Here is a 16,725-nt window from a genome sequence, read left to right on the forward strand (position 1 = left end):
GGCAACCCGTCGCCCCGCTCCGGCGTGCACCTGTCGGACAGACAGGAGCGGGCACATGGTGGGCGTTGCGGAAGTTGCGATCGCGGAGGAACAGCGGGAGCGGACTCGGTCCGCGGGCTGGTTATGGATGCCGCTGGTGGTCGGCGTCGTGGCCGGCGCGCTGTTCTGGGTCGTCCACAGCGCACTCATCGACGACAGCTACATCACGCTGAGCTATGCCCGGAACCTGGCGTTCCACGGCCACTGGGGACTGATCGGCGCCGAAGTCTCGAATTCCGCGACCGCGCCGCTGAACGTGCTGGTGCTCGCCGCGGTCACGGAGGTGGTGCGGCAGCCGGTCGTGGCGCTGGGCGTGGTGTTCGTGCTGGCCAACGTCCTGCTCGCGGTGTCGCTCCGCAGCGCGGCGCGGACCAGTGGTTTCCCCGGTTGGACGGGAGCTGTGGGGGCGCTGCTGGTGGCGGCGAATCCGCTGGTGCTCTCGACGGTGGGCCTGGAGATGACGCTCGCCTCGGCGCTGCTCGGCGTGCTGCTGCTGGCGGCGGTGCAACGCCGACCGGTGCTGTTCGGCGTCGCCGCCGGGCTGCTCGCCCTGACTCGGCTGGACCTCGGCGTGTTCGTGCTGGTGGTGCTGATCGGCCGGCCGGGCCTGTGGCGCGGCTGGTGGCGCTGGTTGTCGGCGGCCGCGGCGATCGTGGTGCCGTGGTTCGCGTTCAGCTGGCTGTACTTCGGCTCGGCCGTGCCGGACACGCTGGTGATCAAGCAGCTGCAGAAGTCCTGGGGCGACTGGGACTTCAGCAACGGCCTGGAGCTCTACCACGGGGTTTTCCCGACGGCCGTGGTGGTTTCGCTGATCCCGGCCGTGCTCGGCCTGGTGTGCTTACCGATCGCGTGCGTGCTGCGGGCGTTCCGCCGCGCCGTGCCGCTGTGGCCGTGGGCGCTGATCGGGCTCGGCGCGGTCGCGCACTACTACGTCTACACGCTCATGGGCGTTCCGCCGTACCACTGGTACTACGCGCCGAGCCTGATCGGCCTGTCGTTGTTGCTGGCCGGAGGCATCGGCGCGGTTGCGGCCCGGTGGTCGTTGGCGGGGTTGGCCGGGTGCGCGGTGCTCGCGGCGCAGCTCTGGTTCGCCGCCCAGCACGGCCTGCCGTGGCGCGAGGCGGCGATCATGACGAACTGGGCGACGGCGGCCGAGTACGAGCGGATCGGCACCGACCTCGGGCGCCTCGTCGGCGACCGCACGGTCACCAGTCCGGGCGAGATCGGCGCGCTCGCGTACTTCTGCGACTGCGCGATCGTCGACACCTTCTCCGACCGCGGTTACCTCGCGCCGCAGATCGAGCAGCGGCTGGCCGACGCGACGCCGTTCGTCCGCGCGCTGCTGGAGTTCAACTACCGCCACTTCACCCCGACCGAACCGCGCCCGATCGACGTGGTCCTCCGCCGCGAACCCGGCCCGGGCCCGGACCCGCGCTGGGACATCGGCTCGACCTGGGCGGAACACGCCCACCTGGTCCTCGAACCCCGCTGACACCGGTCACGTCGTCCGCGCCAGAACGACGATTTCGCGCGAAATCGCCGTTCCTCACGCCTGTGAATGGCGATTTTGCGCGAAATCGCCACCCGCACGGCACGTCGGAATGGTGGTCTCGAAGTCGAGCACGCGTGCGGGCAACCGGAAATCGCCCCGCCGATCCCCGGTTGCCCGCCCCTGCTCAGCCCTTCGGGATATCGACGACCGCGCCGGAGTCGCGGTGCCACTCGATGAAGCCGTGCTCGAACTCGCTCGCCCGGCCCTGCGGGACGTCGTGCTCGCCCGTCACCGGATAGCCCAGGTAGGAGCGTTCCCAGCCGAGCTGCGACCAGCGGGCGCGGATGCCGCCGTACACCTCGTGCGCGCCGGTCTGCGGCGTCCAGTAGATCGACGCCCCGCCGGTGCCGGTGAAGTGGTTGAAGCGGCCCCGCCCGTCGGGCGTGCCGAGCTCATCGGTGGTCGGGTAGCCGAGCACGCCCGCCGGGCCGCTCAGCTCGATGTAGCGCTGCGCGATCACGCCCTGCACCGAGTGCGCGCCGGTCTGCGGGCTCCACACGATCCCGGCCGGGAAGGTGCCGTCGCCGTTGAACCGGTTGTAGCGCCCCACACCGTCCGGTGTGGACAGTTCGTCGGTGACCGGGAAACCCAGCGGGCCGCGCTCCCAGCCGGTGGCCGCCCACTTCTCCCGGATCGCGCCCTGCACCGCGTTCGCCCCGGACGGCTGCGTCCAGTAGATCGACGCGTCCTCGTGCTGGGCGTTCGGCGTCAGGAAGTGGTTGTAGGCGCCGAAACCGTCCGGCGTGAGCCGCGTGTCGGTCGCCGGGTAGCCGAAGCGGGCGTCCTCGCCGAGCTCGCGGAAGTGCTCCAGGATCGGGCCCACGACCAGGTGCCCCCCGGTGCGCGTCGACCAGTAGATGGCCGAGTGGATCACGCCGTCGCGGGTCAGGAAGTCGCTGTACCGGCCGCCGCCGCTGCTGGCCAGCTCGTCGGTGATCGGCACGCCCAGCGCGTCGTGCCCGCCGCGTTCCAGGAACCCCAGGTAGATCATCCCGCGCACGACCGTCACGTCGGTGTCGGGAGTCCAGTAGAAGCGGGCGTTCTCGAAGTCCTGCCAGCGCAGGCCCTCGTCCTCGACGACCTCCTGGCCGGCGGGCGCGCCGACCTGCGCCTTCTCCTCGGCGGACATCGATTCGTAGCGCTGCTGGATCGCGCCCTCGCCCGGATCGGCTTCGCCCGGCGCCGAGGTCGTCGGCTCAGCAGGAGCCGATGTCGTCCGCTCGGACGGCGCGGAAGTCGTCGGCTCGACAGGTGCGGACGTGGTCGGCTCGACGGGTGCCGAGGCGGTCGGCTCGCTCGGGACCTCGGCGGACGTGCTCGGCGCCGAGGTCGTCGGTTCGGTCTGCGCGACCGCCGGCGCGGCGGTGGCCAGCCCGGTGATCGCTGCGGTGGCGGCCACGGCCGCCACGAGTCGTTTGACGTTCACTCGCAACCCTTTCGGTCAGGTCATCTGGTGATCGCCGAAAGACCCCCGCAGGTTGCCCGGAATCGCGGTTTTCCCCTGAACGGACCGACGGGCAGAATCGGTGCGTTCCGTGGGTCCTCCAGACGTTATGGGCAGGTGGAGGACCCACGGACACGGGCACCCGATGAACCCCACTTCGCCGGGCATCCGCGCTTCCTCTGCGCGAAGCGCGTCGGGAAGTCACATATCGGACGGAACGCCTTAACAGCGCCGTCACATCGATGATCGCCGGAGCACCTCGAAACGTTGCCTCCGGAGCGAAATTTCTGCGCCTATCGTTACCGTCCGGCCGGCTCCGTTCCATCCAGGTGCGCTGGCGCGGCCACCGGCCGCGGTCCACCGCGGAACCGGTAACCGGTCAACCAGGCGTGCCGGTACTCGAAGACGGAGAGCACCAACGTCGAGGCCACCCCGCAGAGGTTCAGCCCGAGCCACAGCTGAGCGGGCACGCCCTTGGTGTCGAGGCTGATGAGCTCCTGCCCGGCGATCAGCAGCACGAAGAACGACGAGGCGACCGGTGCTAGCAGCGGGTGGATCTCGCTGATCCAGAAGCTGGTGCGAGCGGCCCAGTAGAGCGTGCAGAGGCAGAAGGCCGCGTACCAGCCGATCACGGCCACCACGATCAACGCGACGAGCAGCCCGGCCAGCGTGGTGACCTCGTATCTGCCGCCGCCGGTGGCGAAGAGCAAGGCCAGCGGCAGCGCGAATACTGCCAGTGCGAGCGCCCCTCGACCCAACATGCGCCGGCCGCCCGGGAGGAGTTCGTAGCGGTACCCGGATCGGGTCACGGCGAGCAGTACCAGGAACGGCAGCGGCGCGGCCAGCATGGCGAATGCCGCGGTGCGCAACGCCTTGGCGTAGTTGTCGCCCAAGACCATGAACGGCGAGAGGTAGGCGTTGGTCGTCACCAGCACGACGAGCAGGCCGACCGCCGACCGCCAGAACGCCAGCCGATCCAGCACGCGGTCCCGTCGTTGCCGCCCGACGCGCGGTTTGTACACGAACCTGGCGGCGAGCCACGGGAAGACCAGGTGCGCGATCACGCGGAACGCCAGGATCACGTGATCGGGCTTGATCTCGCGGGAGTGTCTCGGTTGTTCGGCGGACATCTCGCCCCCGTGCGGCGCGGAATCGGGTTGGCGGTGCCATCGTGGTGCGCACCCGTGCTGATTCCCGATTCTTCACGACGGCCACCCTGCTTTCGCGCACAACGGGGAATGCGCGGGATAACCCTCGGAATCGCAGGGGCCTCCCTTCCCCCGAATGCTGCGGTTTCACTCGGACGGCCCACTGCGGAAGCCGAATCCCCGTGCCACCCAACGCTCCCGCAATGCCGAAGGGCCGCCGAGGCGTTGCCCCGGCGGCCCCGTGGAAAACCGATCAGATCGGCAGGCGGCGGAAGATGGCGCGCGGCACGTGCCGCAGGATCGACATCACGAACCGGAACTGCGCGGGGGCGTACACCAGCGGGCTGCCCTTGCGGACGCCGTTCACGATCACCTCGGCGACGCTTTCCGGGGTGTTCGCCATCGGGGCGGCCTTCATGCCCTCGGTGAGCTTGGTGTGCGTGAAGTTCGGCCGCACGACGGTCACCTTGACGCCGTGCTCCTCCAGCGCGTAGCCCAGGCCGGAGAAGAACACGTCCAGGCCGGCCTTCGAGGAGCCGTAGACGAAGTTCGACCGCCGCGCGCGCTCACCGGCGGGGGAGGACATCACCGCGACGTTGCCGTGGCCCTGCTTGCGCAGCTTCTCGGCCAGCAGCACGCCCAGCGACACCGGGGCCAGGTAGTTGATGTCGGCCACCGCGCGGGCCGCCTCGACATCGGTCCAGCCCTTCTCGTTGTCGCCCTGGATGCCGAAGGCGATCAGCGTGACGTCGACGTCTCCGTCGGCGAAGGCCTTGTCGATGACCTCGGCGTGCGTCTCCGGCTTGCGCGCGTCGAACGTCAGGATCGACACCGTGCTGCCGGTCTTGCGCAGCTGCTCGGCGGCCTCGTCCAAGCGCGCCTGCTCCTCCGGGCGGTCCGCGAGGATGATGCGCAACGGGCGCTGCTCGGCGTACTTCCGCGCCGTCGCCAAGGCGATGTCGGAGGTGCCGCCGAGCACGAGCAGGGACTGGGGGTTTCCAACGGCGTCGATCACAGCTCAAGCCTCCGGCTCATGTCTGAAGCGAAAATGCCTTCGGGGTCAACGGATTGGCGAATCTTGCGGAACTCGTCGACTCGCGGATACATCTGGTGGAACGTCTCCGCCGTGGTCCGCGAGTCCTTCGCGGTGTAGAGCCGACCGCCGATGCCGAGCACCATCTCGTCGAGATCGGAGCACAGGCGGGAGAGGCCCGGCTTGATCGGGAAGTCGACGCAGACCATCCAGCCGGGGTGCGGGAACGACAGCGGCGCCCGGTTGCCCTCGCCCATCTGCTTGAAGACGTTGAGGAACGAGTAGTGCCCGGAGTGCGCGATCCGCAGCAGGATCCGGCGCAGGTCCTCGTGCGCGTTCAGCGGCGTGCTGAACTGGTACTGGAGGAAGCCCTTGGAACCGTAGGCACGGTTCCACTCGCCGAACATGTCCAGCGGGTGGTAGAAGGCGGTCAGGTTCTCCACCACGCCGAGCTTGCGCTTGGGCGACTTGCGGAACCACGCCTCGCCGAGCGCGCTGAAGGTCAGCTTGTTGGCCAGCCCGTTGGGGAACACGTCGGGCAGCGTCGCCAGCTTGGGCGCGTCGAACTTCAGCGGGTCCGCGCGCAGCTTCGGCGGCAGCTCGTCCAGCTTGGCCAGCGAGCCGCGGCTGAACGCGGCGCGGCCCAGCTTGGGGCCAGTGGAGATGGCGTCGAACCAGCCCGAGGAGTACGTGTACTTGTCCTCGGAACCGTTGCTGACCAGCTCCAACGTCTCGTCGAGGTTGTCGGTGCGCTCGAGGTCGGCCACGAAGTACGCGGTCTCGGTCCGGGTCATCTTGATCTTGGCCCGGGTGATGATGCCGGTGAGGCCGATGCCCGCCACGGTCGCCCAGAACAGGTCCGACTCGTCGCCGTCCGGCGTCACCGTCCGGACCTGCCCGTCCGCGGTGATCAGGTCCATCGACAGCACGTGGTTGCCGAAGCTGCCCGCGCTGTGGTGGTTCTTGCCGTGGATGTCGTTGGCGATCGCGCCGCCGATGGTCACCTGCCGGGTGCCCGGCAGCACCGGGACCCACAGGCCGTGCGGCAGCGCCGCCTTCATCAGCTGGTCCAGGCTGACGCCGGCGTCCACGTCCACGATCGCGGTGTCCGGGTCGATGTCGTGGATCCGGTTCAGCCGGGTCATGTCGACGACCACGCCACCGGCGTTCTGCGCGACGTCGCCGTAGCTGCGGCCCAGGCCGCGGGCGAGGACGCCGCGCTCGTCGGCCGTGCGCACCGCCTCGGCGATCTTCCCGACGTCGGTGGTGCTCAGCACGCGAGCCCGAGTCGGCGCGGTGCGGCCCCAGCCGAAGAGTTCCTTGGTTTCGAACGCGGTCATCAGAGACTGAGCCTCCGGGAGAGGTCGGAGCGGAAGATGCCCTCCGGGTCGACCGAGGCGCGGATCTTCCGCCACTCCTCGATCCGCGGGTACATCTGCTCGATCATCTCGGCCGACGTGCGGGACTCCTTGGCCAGGTACAACCGGCCGCCCGCGTTCAGCACCATCTCGTCGAGCTCCCGGCACAACCGGTCCAGGCCCGGCGTGATCGGGATGTCGACGGTCAGCGTCCAGCCCTTGCGCGGGAACGACATCGGCGCCTGGTTGCCCTCGCCGAAGGTCTTGAGCACGTTCAGGAACGACACGTGGCCGGACGAGCTGATCTTGTCGATCGAGCGGCGGAACATCGCTTCCTGCCCGAAGGGCACCATGAACTGGTACTGCAGGAAGCCGTTCGAGCCGTAGACCCGGTTCCACTCGCCGACGAGGTCCAGCGGGTGGAAGAACTGGGTGATGTTCTGCACGAGGCCGAACTTCGTCGGTGCCTTGCGGTACCAGACCTCGTTGAACGCGGTGATGGTGAACTTGTTCACCAGGCCGTTGGGGAAGATCGGCGGGGCGGTCATCAGCTGCGGCGCGTTGAACTTCAGCGGATCCTTGCGCAGCTTCTTCGGCAGGTCCTCGATCCGGGCCGAGTTGCCGCGGGTCAGCAGCGCGCGGCCCAGCTTGTCGCCGCGGGCCAGCGAGTCGAACCAGGCGACCGAGTAGACGTAGTTGTCGTCGGAGCCGTCGGTGAAGTGCTCGATCAGCTCGTCGAGGTTCTTCGTCTGCACGTTGTCGACCAGGAAGTACGCGGTCTCGACGCGCTTGAGCTTGATCGTCGCCCTGGTGATGATGCCGGTCAGGCCCATGCCGCCGACCGTGGCCCAGAACAGCTCGGCGCCCTCGCCGTCCGGGGTCAGCGTGCGGACCTCGCCGTCGGCGGTGAGCAGGTCCAGCGACAGCACGTGGCTGCCGAACGAGCCCTGCGAGTGGTGGTTCTTGCCGTGGATGTCCGAGCCGATGGCGCCGCCGATGGTGACCTGGCGGGTGCCCGGCAGCACCGGGATCCACAGGCCGTGTGGCAGCAGCCGGCGCATCAGCGTGTCCAACGACACGCCCGCGTCGACGACGACGATCGCGTTGTCGACGTCGATCTGGTGCACCCGGTCGAGGGCGGTCATGTCGATGACGGTGCCGCCCGCGTTCTGCGACGGGTCGCCGTAGCTGCGGCCCAGGCCGCGCGCGATGACGCCGCGCTCACCGGCCTCGCGGACCGCCCTGGCGATCGCCTCGACGTCCGGGGTGCTGACGACGTGCGCCCTGGTGGGCGCGGTGCGCCCCCAGCCGGTCAGCGTCTGAAGCTCGTCCTTTACCGATCCCACCCAGCCGAGTCTATCCGCGCTGGAGCGGCCGATACGGGCGGGTACATCCGGTCCCCGGCGGTGTGCGATGCGTCATCGCTACACTCTTCTGGGACGTTCGCGGAGTTCGATCTCCCACGTCTTCGGCGTCCAGCCGGGTGCCCCAGGTACCGAATGCCCTGTCGTCGGATCCCGAGGTGAACCAGTGGCCGTGGCCGAACCCGCAGCCCAGACCGAACAGAAGCGCCTAGGCGTCGTAAGCCAGCTGATCCGCTTCGTGGCGATCGGTGGCTTCTGCGCCATCATCGACTTCGGCACCTACTCGCTGCTGCTCGGTCTCGCAGGTTGGCCGGTGTGGTTGTCGAAGTCGATCTCGTTCATCTTCGGCACGACTGCGTCGTACCTGATCAACCGGAAGTTCACCTTCCAGGGCGCGAACACCGGAAACACCAGGGCCAAGGCGGGCGCATTCGCCCTGCTCTACGCCATCACGTTCTTCGTGAACATGGGCTCCAACCAGGCCCTGGTGATGGTGTTCGACGCGCAGGAACCCTGGCAGTTCACGCTCTTCTGGGTCATCGCACAGGGCCTCGGCACCTTGATCAACTTCATCATGCTCAAGGTGCTCATCTTCCGCGACTGACGCCACGTCACGGCCCCGGTTCCCCGGTGCTCCGGTTCCCCGGTGGTCCGCAATTTCAATGGAAATCAGAGGTTCGATTTCCATTGAAATTGCGGGAGTTGTCCACAGACACCGGCGTGTCGTGGTGCGACACGCCGTTGTTCCGCAGTTTCAATTGAAACTGGGGAGACCAGCCAGCGCCCGGCGGCGGTGTCAGTTGCGGAAGCCGGTGCCGCGGGCCGGGGCACCGTAGGCGTCGGAGCGGGTCCCTTCGAAGTGCGCCGTCGCCACGTGCGCGAAGTTCACCGCGAAGCGGCCGCCGTCGGCGGTGGTGAGCGACTTAGTGCTGCCGTTGGCCATCAGGTCGGCGAGCACGTCGCGGAGCGCGTCGGCCTCGGCCGGTTCGAGCGCGATGTGCAGCGGCTGGCTGGCTCCGGCGAGGTGCAGCACGAGTCCGGGGCGTGTCTCGGGCATCGGATCTCCCAATCGCAGCCGCCCCGACGACCGCCGAGGCGGAGTTTCCCCGCAGCGCGAGGGCTTCCACGCCCCAGCCGACCACGAATCCCCGTGCCCGAACACCCGATTTCACCCTGAGCGGACTCGAGAACCCGGTCCCACCGGTGCTTTTCGCTCACGGCGTACCCGCTTCGGCCGGGCGGAACCGATTTCCGGTGCCTGCGTCGAACGGGATAGGCGTGGGCGGTCGTTCGCCTGCGAACGTGGAGGTTCTTCTGTGATGCGTCGTCGTCATCTCGTCGGGGCGTTGCCCCTGCTCGCCGCTCTGCTCGTCGGGTGCGGTGCGCCGCCGTCGGCTCCGGCCGATCAGCCCGCACCGACCGCGTCGCCGACCCCTACGACGGCGCAGCCCGCCCCGGCGCCCGACCCCTTCGACCTCGCCGCGGCGCTGGCGCTGATCGAGGGGCAGGGGTTCACCCCGGATCCGCCGGAAGGCCAGCTCAGCGGGCCGATCCGGGCGATCCACGCGATCTGCACGGGCAGCGCCAACGGCCGCTGCCAGGCGGTCTTCTTCTTCGACGGGCAGCAGTTGGTGCACCGGGTGGACGTCGGCCTGGTGAAGATCCTGTCGCAGGACGGCAAGGCGGTGCGGGTGGAGTTCCCGGTGTACGCCGCCGGCGATCCGAGCTGCTGCCCGAGCGGCACGCCGACGCAGCACACGATCACGGTGCAGAACGGGCAGCTCGACGCCCAGCCGCCGGTCGGCTTCGAACCGAACTACCCCGGTGACTACTGATCACCCGGGCTGAGCCCGGAACCGGAAAGCACCAGCCTTCGGCGCGCGGCCGAAGGCTGGTGCTTCTCCAGGGACCCCGCACGGGGAAGCCCCTACTGCTCGGGTTCTTCCTCCGGGGGCTCGAAGGCCTTCACGTCGTTGCGGTCGTCGCTGCTCGGGACGTCTCCCGGCAGGTGGACCGTCTTCGACAGCGGGCCCGGCGTCCAGGTGCCCCAATGGGTTTCCTGGTGCACGTCCATCGCCGCCTGCGCGGGCAGCGCGTCCGGCTCGTACGGGTCGACCGCGTACAGCGAGCCCCAGTCCCGGTGGATGTTGTTCTTCAGGTACGTCGGCAGCTCGCGCATGCTGGTCGACACGTTGAGCCAGCCGAACGGCCCGCCCGCGTCCGGCGACGACCAGCCCTGCCCGATGTCGCGCACCTCGGCCCCGGCCGCCACCCGGAACTTCGGGATCTCGGCGATGCCGTTGTGCACGCCCGGCAGCTGCAGGCACGGGTGCACCAGCGCGGCCGTCCACTCCACGAACGTCGGCTGGTCCCGGACGAAGTCGGTCATGTTCACCAGCTGCGGCGCCCGCGGCGCGCTCACCGCGACCCAGCCGTTCGGGCCCAGCGAGTTGTCGGTGGCCACCACGCGCATCTTGGTGGCGCCCTCGGACTTGCCGCCGACGGTGAACCGGAAGTCCCGCCACGCCGGGCCGGGCTGCTGCACCACGTACTTGCGCTCGGTGATCAGGAAACCGGCGTCGGTGTCGTGGCCGAACTCCAGCGCCACCGAGTTCGCGCCCAGCTCCGCGCCCGCCAGCGAGAGCACCACCGGCACCTCACCGGTCTTCGCCCGCTCCGGCAGGTCGTACCACTGGGTGCGCAGCTCGCCGGTGCCGAGGCCGGCCGCGTCGTAGCTGCCCCACACCGGCGCGTTGTCGTTGCCGAACTGGTGCGGCGGCTTCCAGTCGTTCTCCTGCATGCCGGCGCCGTCGTCGGGCGGCAGGCCGGGCCGGTTGAAGCCGACCATCTTGGCCCGCATGTACTGGTCGGCGTCCTCCTTGCCCTCCAGCCGCTTCGGCGGGATGCCGATGTCCTGGTCCTCCGACGGCGCCGCGGTGCCCGGCTGCTCGCCGGACACCCGCAGCATGCCGGACTGGGGATTGGTCTCCACGTAGACGTAGTCGGACAGGCCGCAGCTGGAGCCGACGATCTGCTTGATGTTGTCCGAGCCGAGGCTGTAGCTGCCCCACTGCTTCTGGATGACCTTGCCGAAGTTGGCGAGCTCGAAGAGCACCAGCAGCGCGCACAGGATCGACAGCGGCGCGGTGCCCAGCCGCAGAGCGCGGCTGCGCTTCTCCTCCCGCCCGAAGCGCTCGTCGACGACCTTCGGGTTGTTCTCGTCGATGCGTAGGTGCTCTATGAACGCCACGATCAGCGCGATCCCGGCGACGACGAGGAAGATCGTGCTCAGCTTGTAGTCGCTGATCTCCGGCGGCATGTTGAACCACGGCACGCCCCAGCCGGAGACGTACCACCAGGCGTTCGGACCGGTGGTCGCAAAGGCCAGGATCACCATGAGCATCGCGAGGAAGCCCGCTCGGTTTCGGCGGGAGCGCAGCACGGTGCTGCTGGTGGCCAGCGCGGTCAGCGCCGCCAGGGCCCCGCCGAAGGCGGCGAAGATGCCGAAGTGGTGGGACCACTTGGTGGGGGTCAGGACCAGCACCACGAAGGACAGCGCGGTGACCGCGAGCAGTCGCCGGCTCGGGCCGAGCGCCGCGCCCCGGATTCGGCCGCGCCGCAGCAGCACCACGGCGCAGGTGGCCAGGCAGAGCATCACCAGCAGCACCGGGAACCGGCGGGTCAGCGAGCCGTCCGGCGTCTGGCTGAACAGCAGGTTGTAGCGGCTGAGCTCCTCGTACCAGCTCTGGCTCGGGCCGAGTTCGGTGCGCAGCTTCGTGGCGTCCATGACCGACTGCCAGGTCTGGTCGGAGAACACCAGCGTCAGGATCACGAACCCGGAGGCCGCGATCGGCGCCAGCACCGGCAACCAGCCGAACTCCTGGGCCCGCTTGCGGACCAGCCGGAACAGCGGCTTCAGCGCCGCCACGAACGGCAGCACGGACACCATGCCGTGCGGGTTCGCCCCGACCGACAGGGCCGCGACGACCAGGCCCAGCGCGGCGGGCATCAGCCGGCCGGTCGCCACGGCGCGCTCGACCGAGCACAGCGCCAGCAGCGAGAACAGCACCACGACGGGCTCGGGCCGCAGGCCGTTGTTGTAGGGCAGCCAGAACGCCAGGAACACCGCGGCGGCGGCCCAGCCCGCGGCGTTGCTGCGCCGCACCTGCTGGCCGAGCCGCGGCAGCACCTCGCGGCTGATCAGCAACCAGCTGACGATGCCCATCAGCAGCGCGGGCAGCCGCACCCACGGCGTCGCCGTCGAGACCTGCACCCACAGCGAGTACAGCTCGTAGAACCAGCCGAACGGCGCCTCGGGTACGCCGAACCAGCGGAAGTAGTTGCTGACGTAGCCGAAGCTCTCGCGCGCCCGCGCGATGGTCAGGATGTAGCCGTCGTCCGAGGTCATCGCGCCGATGACCCACCAGACGACCAGCGCGCCGATCACCGAGGCGTCGCGGAACGTCGGCTTCCACCAACCGGCGGGGGCCCACTTCGGCGGGCGCCGGCCGGCGCGCACGTCCAGCCGCCGCAGGCAGACCACGGAGCCGATGAACGCCAGCACCGCGAGCACCATCGCGACGCCCTTGATCGTGGTCGCCTGGCTCTCGTAGCGGTTGTCGACGCGGGCCTCGAAGGACAGGCCGCGCACGTCGTCGATGCCGTCGTTGAGCCCGGAGTAGATGCCGGTCAGCTGCGGGCGCTGGTCGCCGCGCAGGTTCGCCAGCGACTCGTCGCCGACGCTGGCCGTGGTGCCGTACGCGTCGGAGTGCAGCGAGAACGAGCAGTCGCCGTCGGGCAGCGGCACCGTGCCCACCTGCTGGCCCTTGGTCAGCATCGTCAGGTGGCCGTTGTCGACCTGCAGCGTGAGGCCGGTCAGCTTGCCGTAATCCGACGTCGGCGGGTTCGTGCTCAGCACCGTTGCCGGACCGTTGGTGCGGGCGTCCAGGCTGCGCACGGCGGCGCACGGCACCTCGGCGTTCAGCCACACCGGCGAGTAGCTCACCAACGGGGCCGACACCGACTTGGTGCCTTCCGCCGTCGGCCACTTCAGCGTCGTGATGTTGTAGTTGACGGGGAGGAACGGCACCGCCAGTGCGAGCACCGTGCCGAGCAGCCCGAAGATCGACGCGAACAGCTTCAGCCGCTTGGCGGAGGGTTGCCGGCGTTCGGTCTCGGATTGCGCCGAAGCATCGTCCGTTCGGCGGCTTTCTTCCTGGCCACTGAGCACGGATGGAGGATAGTAGCCGCTGGTACGAGCCCCTTCGCGGCATTCCGCCGGTGTGCGAACCACCACTTGGGCCGGTGCCGTGAGCTGCGATCTCAGGTAGCTCTCAGGCCAGTCTCAGGCTCCCGTAACCGTCCGGTGACATCAGTTTCAATTGAAACTGCAACCGATCAGCGGCGGTAGAACTTCTCCTGCTGACCCTGGCGGAGCAGGCGCAGCCACTCCTTGAACGCCTTCGGGTCGCGCTTCTGGCCGACGAAGTACAGGCCGAAGCGGAGCACCTCCAGCGCGCCGATCTTCCGCATCCCCGGCTGCGACAGGAGGTAGCCGCGGTTGCGGTACGTGTAGTAGCGCTTCGCCGCGTCCGACGGGTCCTGTGCGTGGAACCGGCCGCCCAGCATCGGCTTGAACTCCGCCGAGCCGTCCGGGTGCAGGAAGCGGGTCTTCAGCGTGGTGCCGAACGGCAGCCCGGAGCGGACCACCCTGCGGTGCACCTCCACCTCGTCGCCGCGGAAGAACAGCCGGTAGTCCGGCACGCCCACCACGTCCAGCGTCGAGGCCCGGAACAGCGCGCCGTTGAACAGCGACGCGATGCCCGGCAGGAAGTCGTCGCCGCCGAGCTCGCTGACCCGGCGCTTCCAGGTCAGGCCGCGGCGCAGCGGGAACGCCAGCTTGTCCGGGGTGTCGATGTTCACCACCACGGGCGACACCGCGGCGAGTCGCCGCTTCTTCGCGACGTCCAGCAGCGTCGAGAGCGCGTGCTCGTCGGCGGGCCGGCCGTCGTCGTCGCCCAGCCACACCCACTCCGCGCCGAGCGACAGCGCGTGCAGCATGCCGAGCGCGAAGCCGCCGGCGCCGCCGAGGTTGCGCTGCGAGACCAGGTAGGTCGACGGGATCGGGCAGTCCGCCACCACGTCCTGCGCGGGCTGGTCCGGTCCGTTGTCGACCACCACCAGGTGGTCCGGGAGTCTGGTCTGGCTCGCGATCACCTTCAGGGACTCGGCCAGCAGCTCGCGACGGTGCCTGGTGACGATCACCGCGACTACGGATCCGGCGGGCAGCTGCTGTGCGGAGTCGGTGCTCATGAGCCTTCTTTGCTCCCGATCGTGGCCGCGGATTCGCCGATCCGGGCCAGGGTTTCCTCGCTGAGGTGCTCGAAGGGGTCGTAGCCCTTGTAGTGCGTCAGCACTTCGCGCAGCGACCCCTGCTCCCGCATTCCGCCCTTGTCCATCCAGATCGCGGTGCTGCACAGCTCGATCAGGAACTCGTCGGAGTGCGAGGCGAAGACCAGGATGCCCGATCGCTTCACGAGGTCGTTGAGCCGGTCCCGCGCCTTCTCCAGGAACTCGGCGTCGACGGCGCCGATGCCCTCGTCCAGGATCAGGATCTCGGGGTCGATGGACGTCACGACGCCCAGCGCGAGCCGCACGCGCATGCCGGTGGAGTAGGTGCGCAGCGGCATCGCCAGGTAGTCACCGAGCTCGGTGAACTCGGCGATCTCGTCGATCCGCTTCTCCATCTCCTTGCGGTTCATGCCGAGGAAGAGGCCGCGGATGATGATGTTCTCGTACCCGGAGATCTCCGGGTCCATGCCGACGCCCAGGTCGAACACCGGGGCGACCTTGCCGACCACCCGCGCACTGCCCCGGGTGGGCTCGTAGATGCCCGCGAGCAGCCGCAGCAGGGTTGACTTGCCGGCGCCGTTGTGACCGACCAGCGCGACCCGGTCGCCGTGGCGCAGCGACAGGTCGATGCCGTGCAGTGCCTCGATGATCGGTACCCGGCTCTGGGTTCCGATCTTGCCGCCGGCTTTGCCGAGCACGGCCTTCTTCAGCGATCGGGACTTCGCGTCGAAGATCGGGAAGTCGACCGATGCGTTCCAGATGTCGATGCTGACCAAAGTTCCTCAGCTCCCGATCAGACCCAGTAGGGGACGCGTGCGCGGTAGTTCCGCATGACCAACAGAGCCAGCAGCCAACCGCCGACCGTAAAACCGAGCACGATCAGCCAGTGGTGCAACGACTGAGCGGTCCCGAGCATCGGGGCGCGCGCGATCTCGACGAAGTGGTAGATCGGGTTGAGCTGGGCCAGCCAGGCACGCGGCCCGGCGTTCTGCTCCAGGACGTCGATCGGCCAGACGATGGGCGACATGAAGAACAGCAGCTGCATGAAGCTGTTGATCACCGGCGGGATGTCGCGGAACCGGGTGCTCGCAACGCCGAACAACAGCACCACCCAGCCGCCGTTGATCAGCAGGAGGAACAGCGCGGGGATCGCCGTGATGATCTTCCATGTGACCGGCGGTTGGAAGATCGCCAGGATGACGAGGTAGACGACGAGGTTGTGCAGGAACAGCAGGAACTCCCGCCACACAGTGCGCAGCACGTGCACGCTGATCGGCGCGGGCAGCTGCTTGATCAGGCCCTCGTTGTGGATGAACACCTCGGTGCCGGACAGCAGGCAGCCCTGGATGAAGTACCAGATCATGAACCCGACGGTCATGTACGGCACGTACTTGCCGGGGTCCTGCCCGAAGATCGTGGAGTACATCAGGCCGAGGCCACCCGCGGTGACGCCCATGCCGATGGTGATCCACAGCGGGCCGAGTACCGATCGTCGGTAGCGCTGCTTGATGTCCTGCCAGCCGAGATGGGCCCACAGCTGCCGCTGCCCGAAGCCGTCGCGGAGGTCCTTCGCTGCCTTGCGCCAGGACCGCGACGAGGTCTCAGAGGGAGCCGGGGGGCGGTCTAGCGTGCTCGTGGACTGCACAGTGCGTCAGAGTACCGACCACAGGTGCGCCTCCCCGCCCTGGGCATCACTCGAAGGCGTAGTCCCGGTGAGTCGAGTCCGTGACATTGGGTACGCAAGTCGTCCTGCAACCAGAGTGGCACGGCCACAGGCAGGTGTGGCGTGGGTGTGCGGGCCAAGTGAACCTCGCGCCCGCGAGTCTCGCGCTTCAGGATGAAAGCGCGCCAAGAGTGATGTTTGCCCCAAAATGGGAGACCTTCAGGTTCTGGTCTTGAAGCGAGGCAAGTAGCCGTCGCTGTTCCGCCAGTCGGAGCACTGTTGGAAAAAATGCGCCAAACTTGCGCGAATTGGCCCGCGTTGCTTATGGGGATTGGTACTGTGAGTCTCGAGAGTCGTCGATAGTTTATTTCGACGTAACTGGCAACTGGGGAGTATTTATGATTAAGACCGTTGGGTCTTTGGCTGCCTTTGCTGTTTGTGCCGTTGGGGCATTGACGGTTGTGCCGACGGCCGCGGCTGATGTGCAGGGGGGCGATGTCTCGGCTGCGCTGATCAATCAGTGTGCGATTGAGCGGCCTGGCGATGGCCGGGTGTTCGTTGTGAACAAGTTTCAAAACGGCGCAACGGTTCTTTGTCGTGTTTCGTACGCGGTGGGAGGCGCATCGGACCACTGCTTGCCCCCTGCTGGCCGTGTGGAACTTGACCCGGTTACCGCGCCGCAGGATGCCTTTGGCTTGATGAATGGTTGCTAATTAGCCGGTTTCGGGATTCTGTTCGGCGCTTTTAGCGCTGCGCTAATGATAGTGAAACCT

Annotated in this window: 13 protein-coding genes; 3 read left to right on the top strand and 10 right to left on the bottom strand. The window is 68.4% G+C overall.

Translation table 11 applies throughout. The annotated features are described in order from the left end of the window. Nucleotides 1–55 precede the first annotated feature (55 nt). Nucleotides 56–1,531 (top strand): hypothetical protein, encoded by a 1,476-nt coding sequence (locus ACWEV3_RS10120; protein ID WP_452613523.1) that lies wholly within the window; start codon nucleotides 56–58, stop codon nucleotides 1,529–1,531. A gap of 184 nt (nucleotides 1,532–1,715) precedes the next feature. On the opposite strand, the gene ACWEV3_RS10125 is transcribed toward ACWEV3_RS10120, so the two are convergent. The 5 genes from ACWEV3_RS10125 to ACWEV3_RS10145 all read right to left on the bottom strand — a co-directional run bounded on the left by ACWEV3_RS10125 (nucleotide 1,716) and on the right by ACWEV3_RS10145 (nucleotide 7,920). Beyond that, on the bottom strand, nucleotides 1,716–3,017 hold the full coding sequence (locus tag ACWEV3_RS10125) for a hypothetical protein (protein ID WP_452613524.1): 1,302 nt from the start codon (nucleotides 3,015–3,017) through the stop codon (nucleotides 1,716–1,718). 317 nt (nucleotides 3,018–3,334) lie between these two features. Further along, on the bottom strand, nucleotides 3,335–4,165 hold the full coding sequence (locus ACWEV3_RS10130; RefSeq protein ID WP_452613525.1) for a hypothetical protein: 831 nt from the start codon (nucleotides 4,163–4,165) through the stop codon (nucleotides 3,335–3,337). Nucleotides 4,166–4,436: 271 nt separating this feature from the next. Further along, nucleotides 4,437–5,198, bottom strand: coding sequence for a decaprenylphospho-beta-D-erythro-pentofuranosid-2-ulose 2-reductase (locus ACWEV3_RS10135; protein ID WP_452613526.1), 762 nt, complete (start codon nucleotides 5,196–5,198; stop codon nucleotides 4,437–4,439). Next, nucleotides 5,195–6,556, bottom strand: coding sequence for an FAD-binding protein (locus ACWEV3_RS10140; RefSeq protein WP_452613527.1), 1,362 nt, complete (start codon nucleotides 6,554–6,556; stop codon nucleotides 5,195–5,197). Before ACWEV3_RS10140 ends, ACWEV3_RS10135 begins: the two co-directional genes overlap by 4 nt. Then, nucleotides 6,556–7,920, bottom strand: a complete 1,365-nt coding sequence (locus ACWEV3_RS10145; protein ID WP_452613528.1) for an FAD-binding protein — start codon at nucleotides 7,918–7,920, stop codon at nucleotides 6,556–6,558. Before ACWEV3_RS10145 ends, ACWEV3_RS10140 begins: the two co-directional genes overlap by 1 nt. Before the next feature lie 190 nt (nucleotides 7,921–8,110). Here ACWEV3_RS10145 and ACWEV3_RS10150 point away from each other — a divergent pair, with 190 nt between their 5' ends. Beyond that, the gene (locus ACWEV3_RS10150; RefSeq protein WP_452613529.1) at nucleotides 8,111–8,542 is read left to right on the top strand and encodes a GtrA family protein; all 432 of its coding nucleotides are present in this window, start codon (nucleotides 8,111–8,113) and stop codon (nucleotides 8,540–8,542) included. Between the two features lie 192 nt (nucleotides 8,543–8,734). Here ACWEV3_RS10150 and ACWEV3_RS10155 read toward each other — a convergent pair whose 3' ends face one another. Further along, the gene (locus ACWEV3_RS10155) at nucleotides 8,735–8,995 is read right to left on the bottom strand and encodes a hypothetical protein (RefSeq protein ID WP_452613530.1); all 261 of its coding nucleotides are present in this window, start codon (nucleotides 8,993–8,995) and stop codon (nucleotides 8,735–8,737) included. A 262-nt stretch (nucleotides 8,996–9,257) separates the two neighbouring features. Between ACWEV3_RS10155 and ACWEV3_RS10160 the strand changes: the two genes are divergently transcribed. Further along, the gene (locus ACWEV3_RS10160) at nucleotides 9,258–9,773 is read left to right on the top strand and encodes an LppP/LprE family lipoprotein (RefSeq protein ID WP_452613531.1); all 516 of its coding nucleotides are present in this window, start codon (nucleotides 9,258–9,260) and stop codon (nucleotides 9,771–9,773) included. Nucleotides 9,774–9,865: 92 nt separating this feature from the next. Here ACWEV3_RS10160 and ACWEV3_RS10165 read toward each other — a convergent pair whose 3' ends face one another. From ACWEV3_RS10165 to wzm, 4 genes are all read right to left on the bottom strand, one after another. After that, nucleotides 9,866–13,168 (bottom strand): arabinosyltransferase domain-containing protein, encoded by a 3,303-nt coding sequence (locus tag ACWEV3_RS10165; protein WP_452613532.1) that lies wholly within the window; start codon nucleotides 13,166–13,168, stop codon nucleotides 9,866–9,868. A 167-nt stretch (nucleotides 13,169–13,335) separates the two neighbouring features. Beyond that, nucleotides 13,336–14,250, bottom strand: a complete 915-nt coding sequence (gene glfT1, locus ACWEV3_RS10170; RefSeq protein WP_358567828.1) for a galactofuranosyltransferase GlfT1 — start codon at nucleotides 14,248–14,250, stop codon at nucleotides 13,336–13,338. Then, complete coding sequence (gene wzt, locus ACWEV3_RS10175; protein WP_452613533.1) at nucleotides 14,247–15,065, bottom strand: galactan export ABC transporter ATP-binding subunit Wzt/RfbE; 819 nt, start codon at nucleotides 15,063–15,065, stop codon at nucleotides 14,247–14,249. Before wzt ends, glfT1 begins: the two co-directional genes overlap by 4 nt. A 17-nt stretch (nucleotides 15,066–15,082) precedes the next feature. Next, nucleotides 15,083–15,934: a galactan export ABC transporter permease subunit Wzm/RfbD gene (gene wzm / locus ACWEV3_RS10180; RefSeq protein ID WP_452613534.1), complete on the bottom strand. Its 852-nt coding sequence runs from the start codon at nucleotides 15,932–15,934 to the stop codon at nucleotides 15,083–15,085. Nucleotides 15,935–16,725: the final 791 nt, after the last annotated feature.

The organism is Saccharopolyspora sp. NPDC003752 (genome assembly GCF_053605825.1).

Excerpts from the sequence above, each read along its gene's own strand:
- ACWEV3_RS10120 (WP_452613523.1), top strand. The coding sequence starts at position 56 with ATGGTGGGCGTTGCGGAAGTTGCGATCGCGGAGGAACAGCGGGAGCGG.
- ACWEV3_RS10130 (WP_452613525.1), bottom strand. The coding sequence starts at position 4,165 with ATGTCCGCCGAACAACCGAGACACTCCCGCGAGATCAAGCCCGATCAC.
- ACWEV3_RS10140 (WP_452613527.1), bottom strand. The coding sequence starts at position 6,556 with ATGACCGCGTTCGAAACCAAGGAACTCTTCGGCTGGGGCCGCACCGCG.
- ACWEV3_RS10155 (WP_452613530.1), bottom strand. The coding sequence starts at position 8,995 with ATGCCCGAGACACGCCCCGGACTCGTGCTGCACCTCGCCGGAGCCAGC.
- ACWEV3_RS10160 (WP_452613531.1), top strand. The coding sequence starts at position 9,258 with ATGCGTCGTCGTCATCTCGTCGGGGCGTTGCCCCTGCTCGCCGCTCTG.
- glfT1 (WP_358567828.1), bottom strand. The coding sequence starts at position 14,250 with ATGAGCACCGACTCCGCACAGCAGCTGCCCGCCGGATCCGTAGTCGCG.